This is a genomic window from Amycolatopsis sp. lyj-23, assembly GCF_046549135.1.
In the GTDB taxonomy this organism is placed as follows: domain Bacteria; phylum Actinomycetota; class Actinomycetes; order Mycobacteriales; family Pseudonocardiaceae; genus Amycolatopsis.
On record NZ_JAJPWN010000022.1, the window covers coordinates 127,159 to 139,862 of the forward strand.

Here is a 12,704-nt window from a genome sequence, read left to right on the forward strand (position 1 = left end):
CTCCTCCTCGCGAAAGCGGTTCCTGCACCGTATAGACCGGACAATGCACGTACAACGGCCAAACGTACGTTATGGAACAACCGACTTCTGTTCGGCGAAGTGACAAGCTGACAAGTGCCCGTCCGTCCGGGGCACCAGCTCCGGCACCTCGGTCGCGCACCGGTCCTGGGCCTTCCAGCACCGCGTGCGGAACCGGCAACCGGACGGGGGATCCAGCGGGCTCGGCACGTCCCCGGTCAGCCGGATCACCTGACGGCGTCCGCGCACCGCCGGGTCCGCCACCGGCACCGCGGACAGCAGCGCCTGGGTGTACGGGTGCGAAGGCCGTTCGTAGATCTCCTCGTCGGTGCCGAGCTCGACGATCTTGCCGAGGTACATCACCGCCACCCGGTTCGACAGGTGCCGCACCACCGACAGGTCGTGCGCGATGAAGACGTAGGACAGGCCGAACTCGGTCTGCAGGTCGCCGAGCAGGTTCATCACCTGCGCCTGGATCGAGACGTCCAATGCGGACACCGGCTCGTCGCAGATGATGACCTTGGGCCGCAGCGCCAGTGCCCGCGCGATGCCGATGCGCTGGCGCTGGCCGCCGGAGAACTGGTGCGGGTAGCGGTTGAGGTGCTCGGGGTTGAGCCCGACCACCTCCAGCAGCTCCCGCACCTTGCCCGCCCGCGAACCCTTCGGCGCGACTTCGGGGTGGATCTCGAACGGCTCGCCGATGATGTCGCCGACCGTCATCCGCGGGTTGAGCGAGGTGTACGGGTCCTGCAGCACGATCTGGATCTCGCGCCGCAGCTTCCGCAGTTCGTTGCCGCGCATGGCGAAGATGTCGCGGCCCTCGAACTTCGCCGTGCCGCCGGTCGGTTCCTCCAGCCGCATGAGGACCTGGGCGAGCGTCGACTTGCCGCAGCCGGACTCGCCGACCACGCCGAGCGTCTCGCCCGGCATCAGGTCGAACGAGACGCCGTCGACCGCCTTGACCTGGCCGATCGTGCGCTTGAACAGGATGCCGGTGCGGACCGGGAAGTACTTCTTCAGGTCGGTGACCGAAAGGATCGGCTCCGCCGACGTGCTTTTCCCAGCGGAGGCGGCCTCAGATACTGCCACGCGAACTCACCACCTCTTCGGCGAAGTGGCACGCGCTGGTCCGGCCGAAGCCGATCGCGTGCTGCGGCGGAACCTCTTCGGAACACCGCGCTTCGGCCCGCTTGCACCGCGGGTGGAACGGACAGCCCGGTGGGATGTTCAGCAGGCTGGGCGGCAGGCCCTTGATGGTTTCCAGCGTCTGTCCTTTGAGGTCGAGCCGGGGCAGGGAGTCCATCAGCGCGGCGGTGTACGGGTGGGCCGGCGCGCGGAACAGCTCGACGGCGTCGGCCTGCTCGACGATCCGTCCCGCGTACATCACCGCGATCCGGTCCGCGACCTCGGCGACCACGCCCAGGTCGTGCGTGATGAGCACGAGCCCCATCTTGCGTTCGGCCTGGATCTCGTGCAGCAGGTCCATGATCTGGGCCTGCACGGTGACGTCGAGCGCGGTGGTCGGCTCGTCGGCGATGAGCAGGTCCGGGTCGAGCGCCAGCGACATCGCGATCATCGCGCGCTGGCGCATGCCGCCGGAGAACTGGTGCGGGTAGTCCTTGATCCGGCGTTCGGCCGCCGGGATGCGGACGGTGTCGAGCAGTTCGACCGCGCGCTTCCGCGCGTCCTTCTTGGACATCCCGAGCCGGACGCGCAGCTGTTCTTCGATCTGGAACCCCACGGTGAACACCGGGTTCAGCGCGGACAGGGCGTCCTGGAAGATCATCGCGATCTCGCTGCCGCGCACCTCGCGGCGGCGTTCCTCGGACGCGGTCAGCAGGTCCTCGCCGCGCCAGCGCACCGCACCCGCGGTGATCACGCCGGGCGGCGTGTCGAGGATGCCCATCACCGTCTGCGCCGTGACGCTCTTGCCGGAGCCGGATTCGCCGAGCACGGCCAGGGTTTCCCCGGCGTGCACGGTGTAGCCGACGCCGTTGAGCACGTTGGCCACGCCGTCGGACGTCCGGAATTCGACGTGCAGGTCTTCGACCTCGAGCAGCAGTTCGTTGTCGGACAAGGACTTACCTCGACTTCGGATCGAGCGCGTCGCGGATGCCGTCGCCCAGCATCACGAAGGCCAGCACGGTCAGGGTGACGAAGGCGCCGGGGAACAGCAGCATGTGCGGGTCGTTGCGGAAGTAGTCCCGCGAGTCGCTGATCATCACGCCCCAGGAGATCACCGGCGGGCGCACGCCGATGCCGAGGTAGGCCAGCGTCGCTTCGGCGCCGATGAACGCGCCGAGCGCGATGGTCGCGTACACCAGCACCGGGGCGACCGTGTTCGGCAGCAGGTGCCGGAAGATGATCCGCGGGGTGCTCGCGCCGAGACCACGGGCGGCCTTGACGTAGTCGAGCTGCTTGGCCACCAGCGTCGCCGACCGCATGATGCGCATGGCGACCGGCCAGCTCAGCACCGCGATCGAGCAGACCACCTGGACGATGATGGTGACCACACCGGGGTTCGAGCCGGGCGCGTTGAACGTCGTCAGGATGACGATCGCGCCGAGCACGAACGGCAGGCCGGCGAAGATGTCGCCGAAGCGCGACAGCAGGCTGTCGACGAGCCGGCCGTAGTAGCCGGCGAGGATGCCGACCACCGAGCCGATGAGGACGGTCAGCAGCGTCGCGAACACCCCGACCAGCACCGAGGCGCGGGTGCCGTAGATCGTGCGGGCGTAGACGTCCTGGCCCTGGTTGTCGTAGCCGAACCAGGCGTCCGCGGACGGGCCTTCGTTGGCGTGCGCGAGGTCGCTGAAGCCCGCCTCGCGCGAGCTGAACAGGCCGGGCGCGACCGCGATCAGCACGATCAGCACGATGATCACGGCCGAGGCGACGAACGCGGGCTTGCGCCGCAGCTGGCGCCACGCGTCGCTCCACAGGCTGCGGGGCCGCTGCGGACCGGTGGCGGAATCGTCCACACGGGACAGTTCCGCCGCGTCGGCCCCGCCGCCGGCCACCAGGTTCGGGTCAGTCATAGCGGATCCTCGGGTCGAGAACGGCGTAGAGCAGGTCGACGATCAGGCTCATCAGCAGGTACACCAGCACCAGCAGGACGACGACGCCGACGACGGTGGCGCTCTCCCGGTTCTGGATGCCGCGGAAGATGAGCCCGCCCAGTCCGTTGATGTTGAACACGCCTTCGGTGACGATCGCGCCGCCCATCAGGGCGCCGAGGTCGGTGCCGAGGAACGTCAGCACCGGGATCACCGAGTTGCGCAGCAGGTGGACGAGGACGACCCGACTCTGCGGCTGGCCCTTCGCGATGGCCGTCCGGACGTAGTCGGCGTGGCGGTTCTCGGCGATGCTCGTGCGCGCCAGCCGGGCCACGTACGCCATGGACAGGCTGCCGAGCGCGATGCCCGGCACGATCAGTTCGCCGATGCCCGGGTCGTCCGAGACGCTGGCCTCGATCAGGCCCAGTCCGTTGGCGCCCAGGGCCAGCTGCAGCACGATCGCGGTGACGAACACCGGCAGCGAGATCAGGAACGTGGTCGAGACCAGCACGAGGTTGTCGAGGAAACCCTTGCCGCGCAGGCCGGTCAGCACGCCGGCGGTCAGCCCGATGACGGCTTCGATGACCACCGCGATCACGGCCAGGCGCAGCGTGATCGGGTACGACGTGGCGATCAGGTCGCCGACCGAGGTGCCGTTGAAGGTTTCGCCCCAGTCGCCGGTGAAGAGGCTGCCGAGGTACTTGAAGTACTGGACGAAGATGTTGTCGTTCAGGTGGAACTTCTCGGTCATCTGGGCGATGTAGGCCGGTGGGCAGACGACCTGCCCGCACTTGCCGGAGAACGGGTCGCCGGGCACGGCCCAGACCAGGACGTAGATGAGGAACGTGGTGCCGAAGAACACCGGGACCAGCTGCAGCAGCCGTCGCAGGACATAGCGGATCATGACGAGTTCCTAGTGCGCGCCGGGCGCCGTGGGCGGGGGTGCGTCCTCGCCCACGGCGCCGTGGTGGTGGGAGCCGCAGCTACTTCTTCAGGACCTCGATGGACGGGTAGTCCGGCATGCGGCGGAAGTCCAGGGCCGCTGCCTTGAGGTTCTTCGACTTCGCCGCGACACCCTTCTCGTCCCACACCGGAATGGTCGGCAGGTCCTGCGCGATCAGGTCCTCGGCCTGCTGGTACAGCTTGACCGCGGCGGCCTTGTCGGCCGTCGAGTCGGCCTGGGTGAGCAGGGCGTCGACCTTCGGGTTCGAGTACGTCGAGTCGTTCGAAGAGCCGCCGGTCCGGAAGATCGGGTTGAGGAAGTCCTCGATGGACGGGTAGTCCGCCGACCAGTCCGAGCGGCCCATGCCGGTCAGCTTGTGGCCGGTCACGATGCTGCGCCACTGGCCGAAGTCGGTGGCGGGCACGAAGTCGCACTCGACGCCGAGGGTGTTCTTGATGCTGTTGCACGCCGCGACCAGCGGTTCCTTGCGGCCGCCGTCCGCGTTGGACGCGATGGTCAGCTTGCCCTTGAAGCCGGACTTCTGGAAGGCGTCCTTGGCCGCCGCCGGGTCGAAGTGGCAGAACTTGCAAACGCCTTCGCGCGCACCCTGGATGCCCTGCGAGATGTAGCCGTCGGCCGGCACGTAGGTGTCGTTCATGACGGTCTTGGTGATCTGCACGCGGTCGATCGCCATCGAGATGGCCTTGCGCAGCTCGAGGTTGTTGTAGCCGGGCACGTAGTACGGGATGTTGATGGTGCTGATCCCGAGCAGGTGGCCGGTGACGAGCCGGTCGCCGAGGTCGTTCTTGTACTTCCCGCCCGCGACCGCCGACGGCGGCAGCGCCTCCATGAAGTCGAGCCGCCCGCTCAGCAGGTCCTGGTAGGCGGTCTCCTGGCTGGAGTAGATCTTGATGTCGAGGTTCTTGAAGTGGACCTTGTCGTCACCCTTGTAGTCGTCGAAGCGGGTGAGCTTGATGTCCTGGTTCGGCGTCCGCGAGACGAACTTCAGCGGGCCGTTGCCGATCGGGTGCTGCTCGAAGCCCTTGGGGTCCTTGAAGAACGAGTCGGGCAGCGGCGCGAAGGCCTGGTAGCCGATCTTGACGTCGAAGACGGAGAAGGGCGCGTTGAGCGTCACCTGGAACTCGTAGTCGCCCTTGGCGACCAGGCCGGACATCTTGTCCGTGGTCGGCTTGGCGTTTTCGGCCTCGGGGTGGACGTCCTGGTAGCCCTGGATGTTGGCGAAGAAGTCGGTGTTGAGCTGGCCGTTGGGCGCGTAGGCGCCGTAGTTCCAGGCGTCGATGAAGTTGTGCGCCTTCACCTCGGTGCCGTCGTGGAACTTCCAGCCCTGCTTGATCTTGATGTCGTAGACCTTGGAGTCGGTCGTGGTGATCGAGTCCGCCATCAGGTTGAAGGGCTGCGCGTCCGCGCCCTTGAAGCCGACGAGCGTGGCGAACATCGGCTGGACCGCCTTGGTGCCGCCGAGGTCGTTGATGTTGGTCGGGACCAGCGCGTTCTGCGGTTCGGTGCCGTAGACGCTGACGGTGCCGTCCGGGTCCGTCCCGCCGGCGCCCGCGGAGCTGCCCGAGCCACCGCCGCACGCGGCGAGCGCGAGCGCCAGCGAGGTCATCACCACCGTGGGTCCCCAGAGCCTGCGCGAACGACGCATGATCCCCTCCATTTCCGGTGTGTCCGAAAGGTGAGACGCACGCTATCGGGGCCGGTGAAGCCGATCACAGGACTGCGGTGTTGCAAATGTGTGACGGTCGTCGGGACCACCTGGTTGGAGCACAACAAACGTAGGAATCCGGATACTCCGGACGGCCCAGCGCGGACAGCAGGTAATAGCGCGCTCACCCACGGTTTGCTTGCGGCGCAAGCCCTTTCGGGCGGCCGAACGGTCGGTCAGGCAACCCAGCGCTGATCACGCGTGATGCCCCTCGGCGCACGCGTGATGCCCCGCTGATCACGCGAGATGCCTCGGCGGGCCGCTCTCAGGCGAGGGAGAGGGCGATGCCGTCGAGGATGTCGTGTTCGCTGACCACCAGCTCGGTCGGGCCGCCCCGGGCCGCCAGTTGCTCCGCGAGGGTCTGGACCACCACCGCGCCGCCGCCGATCACGTCGACGCGGCCCGGGTGGATCACCGGGTTGGCCGCGCGCGTCGCGTGGTCCTCCGACAGCAGGCGGGACGCCAGGCTGTCGATGTCCGCCGCGCTCAAAGTGGACAGGTGCACCCGGTCGCTGTCGTACTCCGGGAGGCCCAGCGCGATCGCCGAGAGCGTCGTCACCGTTCCGGCCACACCGACCCACGTGCGGGCGCGGGACACGTCGACGACGTCGAACGCCTCCGTCAGCACCTTGCCCGCCAGGTCGCGGGCCGTCGCGATCTCGCTCGCCGTCGGCGGGTCGCCCTTCAGCGCGCGCTCGGTGATGCGGACGCAGCCGATGTCCACCGACTTCGCCGCGAGCACCTCGGCCTTCTTGCCGTCCCACGTGCCGAGCACCAGCTCGGTCGAGCCGCCGCCGACGTCGGCGACCACGAACGGGCCGTCGTCCGGGTCCTGCTCGCCCACCGCGCCCGTGAACGACAGCCGCGCCTCTTCGTCGCCGCTGATCACCTCGGCCTCGACGCCGAGGGTTTCGCGCGTCATGCGGAAGAACTCGTCGCGGTTCCTCGCGTCCCGGGTCGCCGAGGTCGCGACCATGCGGACCTTCTCCACGCCCTTGCGCCGCGCGGCGATCGTGTAGTCGGCGAGCGCGACCCGGGTCCGCTCGAGCGCCTCGGGGGCCAGCTCGCCGGTCGCGTCGACGCCCTGGCCGAGCCGGACGACCCGCATCTCGCGGTGCAGGTCCCGCAGGTCGACCGTGCCGTCGTGGCGCGGCGTCAGCTCGGCGACGAGCAGGCGGATGGAGTTGGTCCCACAGTCGATCGCGGCAACACGAGGCATGCGATCACCCTAACCGGCGCCCGCTCAGCCGGTGGTGGTCGGCGGCAGCGTGGTCGTGCTCACGACGACCGTCGTGCTGATCTGGGTGACCACCTCGCCGCACGTCGGGTCCGCCGGTGTGGGCTTCGTCGGCGTGGTGGTCTCGCTGGCGGGTGTGGTGGTCGGCGACGGCACGGTCGTGACGCTGATGACGGTCGTCGGGATCACCGTCGTCGTCGGCGGCTTGGTGCACGACGGCGACTCCGTCGTGGCCGGCGGCGTCGAGGTGCCCGTCGTCGGCGGCGGCGGGGTGGAGACCGTCGTCGTGGGGACCGGCGGAGGCGGGATCGACGGCGGTGCGGGCAGTGCGGCCGCGTTCGGGGCGCCGACCGGCACCGTGCTGTCCGGCACCTGCATGATCCCGTTGCGGTAGGCGTCCGCCCAGAGGACCACCGTGTTCACGTACGTGTCGGAGTTGTTGTACCGGTAGACGGCCCCGCGCAGCTGGTCCGGCTTCGCCAGGTCGAACCCGCCCGAGCACAGGTACCGGCCGGTGGCCAGCGCCGCGTCGAAGATGTTGTTCGGGTCCGACTTGCCGTCGCCGTTGCCGTCGGAGGCGTACGCGCGCCAGGTCGCCGGGATGAACTGGGTCGGCCCGACCGCGCGGTCCCACACCGGGTCCGTGTCGAGCTCGCCGTGGTCGGTGTCCGGGATCGCGGCGAACCCGCCCTGGCCGTTGAGCTGCGGGCCGAGGATCGGCTCACGCGTGGTCCCGGCGCTGTCGACGTACCCGCCGCGGGCGTGGTTGGACTCGATCCGGCCGATGCTGGCGATCAGGGCCCAGTCGATGTGGCACGCGGGCTGCTCGCGGCCGAGGATGCCGGCGGCGTTCTTGTACGCGGCGAGCGCGGTGGCCGGGATGCCGAGCGGGCCGTCCGGCAGCTCGTAGGCCGGCAGCGGCAGCGGGGTGGGCGCGCCGGGGAGGGTGCCGTCGACGGCGACCTGCTGGATGGCCGCCTGCGCGGGGTCGTAGCCCTGGCCGAGCGCGGCGTCGCGGGTGTGGTCACCGCTGCCGCCGAGCCAGCCGAGGGTGCCACCGCCGGCGACCAGCGCCGGGACCACGGCCAGGATGCCGGTGATCAGGGGGTACGCGGCGCGGTGGCGGATCCCGAACCTCCGGGTGTAGCTCCCGACTGCGTCTGGCAGCCGCCGCACACGCATGCTCAGAGCCCTCCTGGCCGGATCTCTCACGCTTTCGGGTGACAGCCTGCCGCAAGTGCGGCGAGGTTTCAGCCCATCGAGAGTCGTGATCGAGCTTTTCGCTCACCCGGACCAGTTATCTGTTCACAAGGCGCGAGTGTTACGCGGCGCAGTCCCCCGAAGGCCACCCGTTGGCCTTAAGCATGGCGAGCGTCTCGTCACCGAACGGATTCACGCCAGGGCCGGCGGCGAGGGCGTGGGCGACGTGCACGTGCAGGCACTTGACCCGGCCGGGCATGCCACCGGCGGTGACCTGGTGGCCCAGCGGCTCGATGGCGTCGCGCTCGGCGAGGTAGGTCTCGTGGGTGCGCTGGTACTGCGCGGCGAGCTCGGGATCGGTGGTGAGCCGCTCGGTCATCTCCTTCATGATCCCGGACGCCTCGATGGTGCCGATCATCGAGTTCAGCTTCGGGCAGGTGAGGTAGTAGAGCGTCGGGAACGGCGTGCCGTTCTCCAGCCGCGGGCTGGTCTGCACCACGGACGGGTGCCCGCTCGGGCACCGCGCGGCGATGGCGCGCAACGCCCGCGGCGGCCGCCCGAGCTGCTCCGCGATGATCTCGCGGTCGGCGTCGGTGACGGGCTCGAACCGGTGCTGCTGCGCGTTGTTCACGCGGTCAAGGTTAGAGCGTGCCCCTCAGCCGCCGGAGACCTGGTTCCAGAGGTTCTCGTACCACGAGGTGCCCGCGACCTGCTGCGGCCCGGACGGCGGAGCCGCGTCCGGCGCTTTGTCCTCCGGCAGCTGGACGATGTACGGCGTCTCGCCCGGCTTGACGTACCGCAGCCGCCGCCGGGCTTCGGCCTCGATCTGCGCGGGGTCGCTCAGCTCCGCCTTGCGGCCTTGGAGCTGAGCGACCTCCTGCTGCAGCTGGGCCTGCTGCGCCTGCTGTTCGCGGACCTCGGTCCGCTGGGAGAGGTACGTGCGCAGGGGCACGGCGATGGTGAACGCCAGCGCGCACACCACGATCGCCACCACCGCCGCGCGGCGGGTGGTGGACATGCCGAGCACCTTCGCCGCCCCCGACGCGCGCTTCGCCGCCAGGCCCCGGCGCAGCCGGGCCCTGGTGGTGTCCGCGTCGGCGCTGCGGCGGCGCGCCGCTTCGGGGCGGCGGGCCGGTGCGGGCCGATCGGCCCGCGGTGCCCCGCCGCCGGGGCGGCCGCGCGTCCTCCCCCGGTCCGCCATCAGGCCTCGGCGGTGAACCGCGGGAAGGCCAGCTCGCCGGCGTACCGGGCGGCGTCACCGAGGGTCTCCTCGATGCGCAGCAGCTGGTTGTACTTGGCGATGCGCTCGCCGCGGGCCGGGGCACCGGTCTTGATCTGGCCGACGCCGGTGGCGACCGCCAGGTCCGCGATGAACGTGTCCTCGGTCTCGCCCGAGCGGTGGCTCATCATCGACTTGTAGCCGAACGACGTGGCCAGCGAAATCGCGTCGAGCGTCTCGGACAGGGTGCCGATCTGGTTGACCTTCACCAGCAGCGCGTTGGCGGCGCGGCGGGTGATGCCCTCCTCCAGGCGGTCCGGGTTGGTGACGAACAGGTCGTCGCCGACGATCTGGACCTTCTCGCCGACCTCGGCGGTCAGGGTGACCCAGCCGTCCCAGTCGTCCTCGCTCAGCGGGTCCTCGATCGACACGAGCGGGTAGTCGCGCAGCAGTTCGGCGTAGTACGCCGACATCTGCTCCGCGCTCTTCTTGCTGCCTTCGAAGGTGTACGCGCCGTCGCCGAAGAACTCCGTCGCGGCGACGTCGAGGGCGAGCGCGACGTCGCGGCCCGGGGTGTAGCCGGCCTTCTCGATGGCCTGCAGGATCAGGTCGAGCGCCTCGCGGTTGTTCGCCAGGTTCGGCGCGAAGCCGCCTTCGTCGCCGAGGCCGGTCGACAGGCCGCGGCCCTTCAGCACCGACTTCAGCGAGTGGTAGACCTCGGTGCCCCAGCGCAGGGCCTCGCGGAAGGTCTCCGCGCCGATCGGCGCGATCATGAACTCCTGGATGTCGACGTTGCTGTCGGCGTGCGAACCGCCGTTCAGGATGTTCAGCATCGGCACCGGCAGCACGTGCGCGTTCGGGCCGCCCAGGTAGCGGAACAGCTCCAGCTCGGCCGACTCGGCGGCGGCCTTCGCGACGGCCAGCGAGACGCCGAGGATGGCGTTCGCGCCGAGGCGGGACTTCGCCGGCGTGCCGTCGAGGTCGACCAGCTTCTGGTCGACGATCCGCTGGTCGACGGCTTCGATGCCGACCATCTCCGGGCCGATCTCGTCGAGCACCGCGGCGACCGCGCGCTCGACGCCCTTGCCGTTGTAGCGGCCGGTGTCGCCGTCCCGCAGCTCGACCGCTTCGTGCTCACCGGTCGACGCGCCGGACGGAACCGCGGCCCGCGCCAGGGTGCCGTCGTCGAGAGCCACCTCCACCTCGACCGTCGGGTTGCCACGCGAGTCCAGAATCTCGCGCGCGCCTACCTGCTCGATGAGAGCCACGCCATGCTCCTCGGGTGAATCGTTCCTGCCTGCGGTGACGCGCCCAGCCTAGCCGTCGCCGCGGTTCACCCGTTGGAGGACTCACCGCCCGCGCGCACCTCCTGCCAGCCGGGCGGCAGTTCGACGGTTTCCGACGTCTGCTGCCAGAACGTCCAGCTGTTTCCGCCGAGATCGGCGACGGTGAACACCCGGGCGCCGTACGGCTGGTCCTGCGGCGGCTCCAGCTCGCCCTCGTCGCCGAGGGCGGCCCCGATCCGCTCGTAGGCCTCGTCGACGTCGTCGACGTAGAGGATGTTGAGCTGGCCGACCGGCCCGTCGACGCCCTTGGCCTGCCAGTAGTCCGGCCCGACGCCCGCGAGCTGGATCCGCGCGTCGCCCGCCCGCAGCGTCGCCTGGAAGACCTCGCCCGCCGCGTCGCAGAACCGGACTTCCTCGGTGAACCCGAAGACCCTGGTCAGCCACGCGAGCGCCGCCGTGGCGTCGGAGTAGTAGAGGTAGGGCGCCAGGCCCCGGTACCCGCTGCTCATGGCGGGACAGTCCATCACGTCCCGTTCGGAGGCGTGTGCATCACCCTCCCCGGGGGTAACGTGGGAGTGACCATGACGGACGCCGCAGCTGCTTCGCAGCCTCCCGAGGAGTCGCGGTTCCATGCCTTCCGCCAGGCCGAAGACCTGGTCGGCCGCCGTCGTCCGCTCGACGCGCTGAAGGCGCTCCAGCCGCTGCTGGAATCCGAAACGGACAAGCCGTCGGTGCACCTGCTCGCCGGGCGCGCGTACTTCCACTCCGCCCAGTTGCGGCGCGCCGAAGAGGCGTTCACCCGCGTGCTGGAGCTGGACCCGACGGACCACTACGCGCGGTTCGTCCTGGGCCGGACGCTGCAGCGGCTCGGCCGGTTCGTCGAGGCCCTGGGTCAGCTGCGGATCGCCTCGGCGATGAACCCGGTGCCGGAGTACCTCGAAGCGATCAGCGAGGTCAAGGCCCACATCGCCCTGCGCGAACCCTGAGGCGAACCCTGAGCCGGCAGGGCCGAACGGCCCGGGTCACCTCAGCCTTTCGGCCGATCGGAACGGGCCCCTCGACCGATCCGCGGCACCCCCGCCACCGGCGATGCTGGGTGCAGACCGAAAACCGGAGGGACCACGATGTCGATCTTCGCCACGCTGGGTGCGTACGCCGGGCTACTGCTGCTCGTGCTGATGGCCGTCACGCCGCTGTTCGCCGACCGGGAGCTCTGACTCAGGGCGCGACGCTCGCCTCCGCGTAGGCGTCCGCCGCGCTGAAGACGTCCTGGCCGTAGGACACGGCCTGGTTGTAGAACAGGATCGCCCGCCACCAGCCGGACGGCGTGCCGAGGTCGTCGCCGCCGGAGCAGAGGAAGCGGGCGGCCGTGAAGGCCGCGTCGTCGATGTTCTGCGGGTCCGGGGTGCGGCCGTCGCCGTTCGCCCGCTCCTGGTACTTCTTCCACGTCGACGGCAGGAACTGCAGGGGGCCGATCGCGTGGTCCCACGACTTGTCGCCGTCGAGCTTGCCGCCGTCGCTGTCGCGCACGGCCGGGACACCCGGCGAACCGTCCAGCGGCGGGCCGACCACCGGCTTCGCCAGCCGGCCGTCCGAGCCGACCGCGGCGAGGTCGAAGTCCCCGCGCCCGGTCTCGACCCGGCCGATGCCCGCCAGCGTCGCCCACGACAGGTGGCACGTCGGCTTCTGGCGCTGCATCCACATCTCCGCCCGGCCGTAGGCCGCCAGTACGCGCGCCGCGACGTGCGTCTTGTCCGCCACGCGGGTGGCCCACGCGTCCAGCTCGGCCCGGTCGGACACCTGCGGCCGGTCGACCGGCGCGGCCAGCCCGGCCCGCGGCGCTTCGGCGCCCGGCTGCGGACGCTGTTCGGGGATGGCGAGCGCCGGCTGGACCGGCGGCGACGCGGTCGGCGCGTCCGGGTTCCGGACACCGATGGTCACCAGGAGGAGCACGCCGGTGACCACCAGGCCGAGCGCGAGCGCCACCCGGCCGAGGTACCGCCTGGGCGGGCCACCCGAAGG

At 70.2% G+C, this 12,704-nt stretch carries 13 protein-coding genes; 1 reads left to right on the top strand and 12 read right to left on the bottom strand.

Annotated features, from left to right (window positions below):
• Positions 1-69: 69 nt before the first annotated feature.
• From ACLJPY_RS42355 to ACLJPY_RS42405, 11 genes are all read right to left on the bottom strand, one after another.
• On the bottom strand, positions 70-1,107 hold the full coding sequence (locus ACLJPY_RS42355; protein WP_410596622.1) for an ABC transporter ATP-binding protein: 1,038 nt from the start codon (positions 1,105-1,107) through the stop codon (positions 70-72).
• Entirely contained in the window at positions 1,094-2,095 is a 1,002-nt protein-coding gene (locus ACLJPY_RS42360) for an ABC transporter ATP-binding protein (protein WP_410596623.1), read from the bottom strand. Before ACLJPY_RS42360 ends, ACLJPY_RS42355 begins: the two co-directional genes overlap by 14 nt.
• A 4-nt stretch (positions 2,096-2,099) precedes the next feature.
• Positions 2,100-3,053, bottom strand: a complete 954-nt coding sequence (locus ACLJPY_RS42365) for an ABC transporter permease (RefSeq protein WP_410596624.1) — start codon at positions 3,051-3,053, stop codon at positions 2,100-2,102.
• Entirely contained in the window at positions 3,046-3,975 is a 930-nt protein-coding gene (locus ACLJPY_RS42370; protein ID WP_410596625.1) for an ABC transporter permease, read from the bottom strand. Before ACLJPY_RS42370 ends, ACLJPY_RS42365 begins: the two co-directional genes overlap by 8 nt.
• Positions 3,976-4,054: 79 nt before the next feature.
• On the bottom strand, positions 4,055-5,680 hold the full coding sequence (locus ACLJPY_RS42375) for an ABC transporter substrate-binding protein (RefSeq protein ID WP_410596626.1): 1,626 nt from the start codon (positions 5,678-5,680) through the stop codon (positions 4,055-4,057).
• Positions 5,681-6,005: 325 nt separating this feature from the next.
• Positions 6,006-6,959 carry an exopolyphosphatase gene (locus tag ACLJPY_RS42380; RefSeq protein ID WP_410596627.1) on the bottom strand — a complete coding sequence of 318 codons (954 nt, stop codon included), beginning with the start codon at positions 6,957-6,959 and terminating at the stop codon, positions 6,006-6,008.
• Between the two features lie 24 nt (positions 6,960-6,983).
• Positions 6,984-8,159, bottom strand: a complete 1,176-nt coding sequence (locus ACLJPY_RS42385) for a lytic transglycosylase domain-containing protein (RefSeq protein WP_410596628.1) — start codon at positions 8,157-8,159, stop codon at positions 6,984-6,986.
• A 139-nt stretch (positions 8,160-8,298) separates the two neighbouring features.
• Positions 8,299-8,808 carry a DUF501 domain-containing protein gene (locus ACLJPY_RS42390; RefSeq protein ID WP_410596629.1) on the bottom strand — a complete coding sequence of 170 codons (510 nt, stop codon included), beginning with the start codon at positions 8,806-8,808 and terminating at the stop codon, positions 8,299-8,301.
• Positions 8,809-8,832: 24 nt separating this feature from the next.
• Positions 8,833-9,195, bottom strand: a complete 363-nt coding sequence (locus ACLJPY_RS42395; protein ID WP_410596736.1) for an FtsB family cell division protein — start codon at positions 9,193-9,195, stop codon at positions 8,833-8,835.
• Positions 9,196-9,377: 182 nt separating this feature from the next.
• Complete coding sequence (gene eno, locus ACLJPY_RS42400; protein WP_410572877.1) at positions 9,378-10,664, bottom strand: phosphopyruvate hydratase; 1,287 nt, start codon at positions 10,662-10,664, stop codon at positions 9,378-9,380.
• A gap of 65 nt (positions 10,665-10,729) precedes the next feature.
• The gene (locus tag ACLJPY_RS42405; RefSeq protein ID WP_410596630.1) at positions 10,730-11,191 is read right to left on the bottom strand and encodes a VOC family protein; all 462 of its coding nucleotides are present in this window, start codon (positions 11,189-11,191) and stop codon (positions 10,730-10,732) included.
• 72 nt (positions 11,192-11,263) lie between these two features.
• Here ACLJPY_RS42405 and ACLJPY_RS42410 point away from each other — a divergent pair, with 72 nt between their 5' ends.
• Positions 11,264-11,668 carry a tetratricopeptide repeat protein gene (locus ACLJPY_RS42410; RefSeq protein ID WP_410596631.1) on the top strand — a complete coding sequence of 135 codons (405 nt, stop codon included), beginning with the start codon at positions 11,264-11,266 and terminating at the stop codon, positions 11,666-11,668.
• A 232-nt stretch (positions 11,669-11,900) separates the two neighbouring features.
• Here ACLJPY_RS42410 and ACLJPY_RS42415 read toward each other — a convergent pair whose 3' ends face one another.
• Complete coding sequence (locus ACLJPY_RS42415; RefSeq protein WP_410596737.1) at positions 11,901-12,647, bottom strand: lytic murein transglycosylase; 747 nt, start codon at positions 12,645-12,647, stop codon at positions 11,901-11,903.
• Between the last annotated feature and the right edge of the window lie 57 nt (positions 12,648-12,704).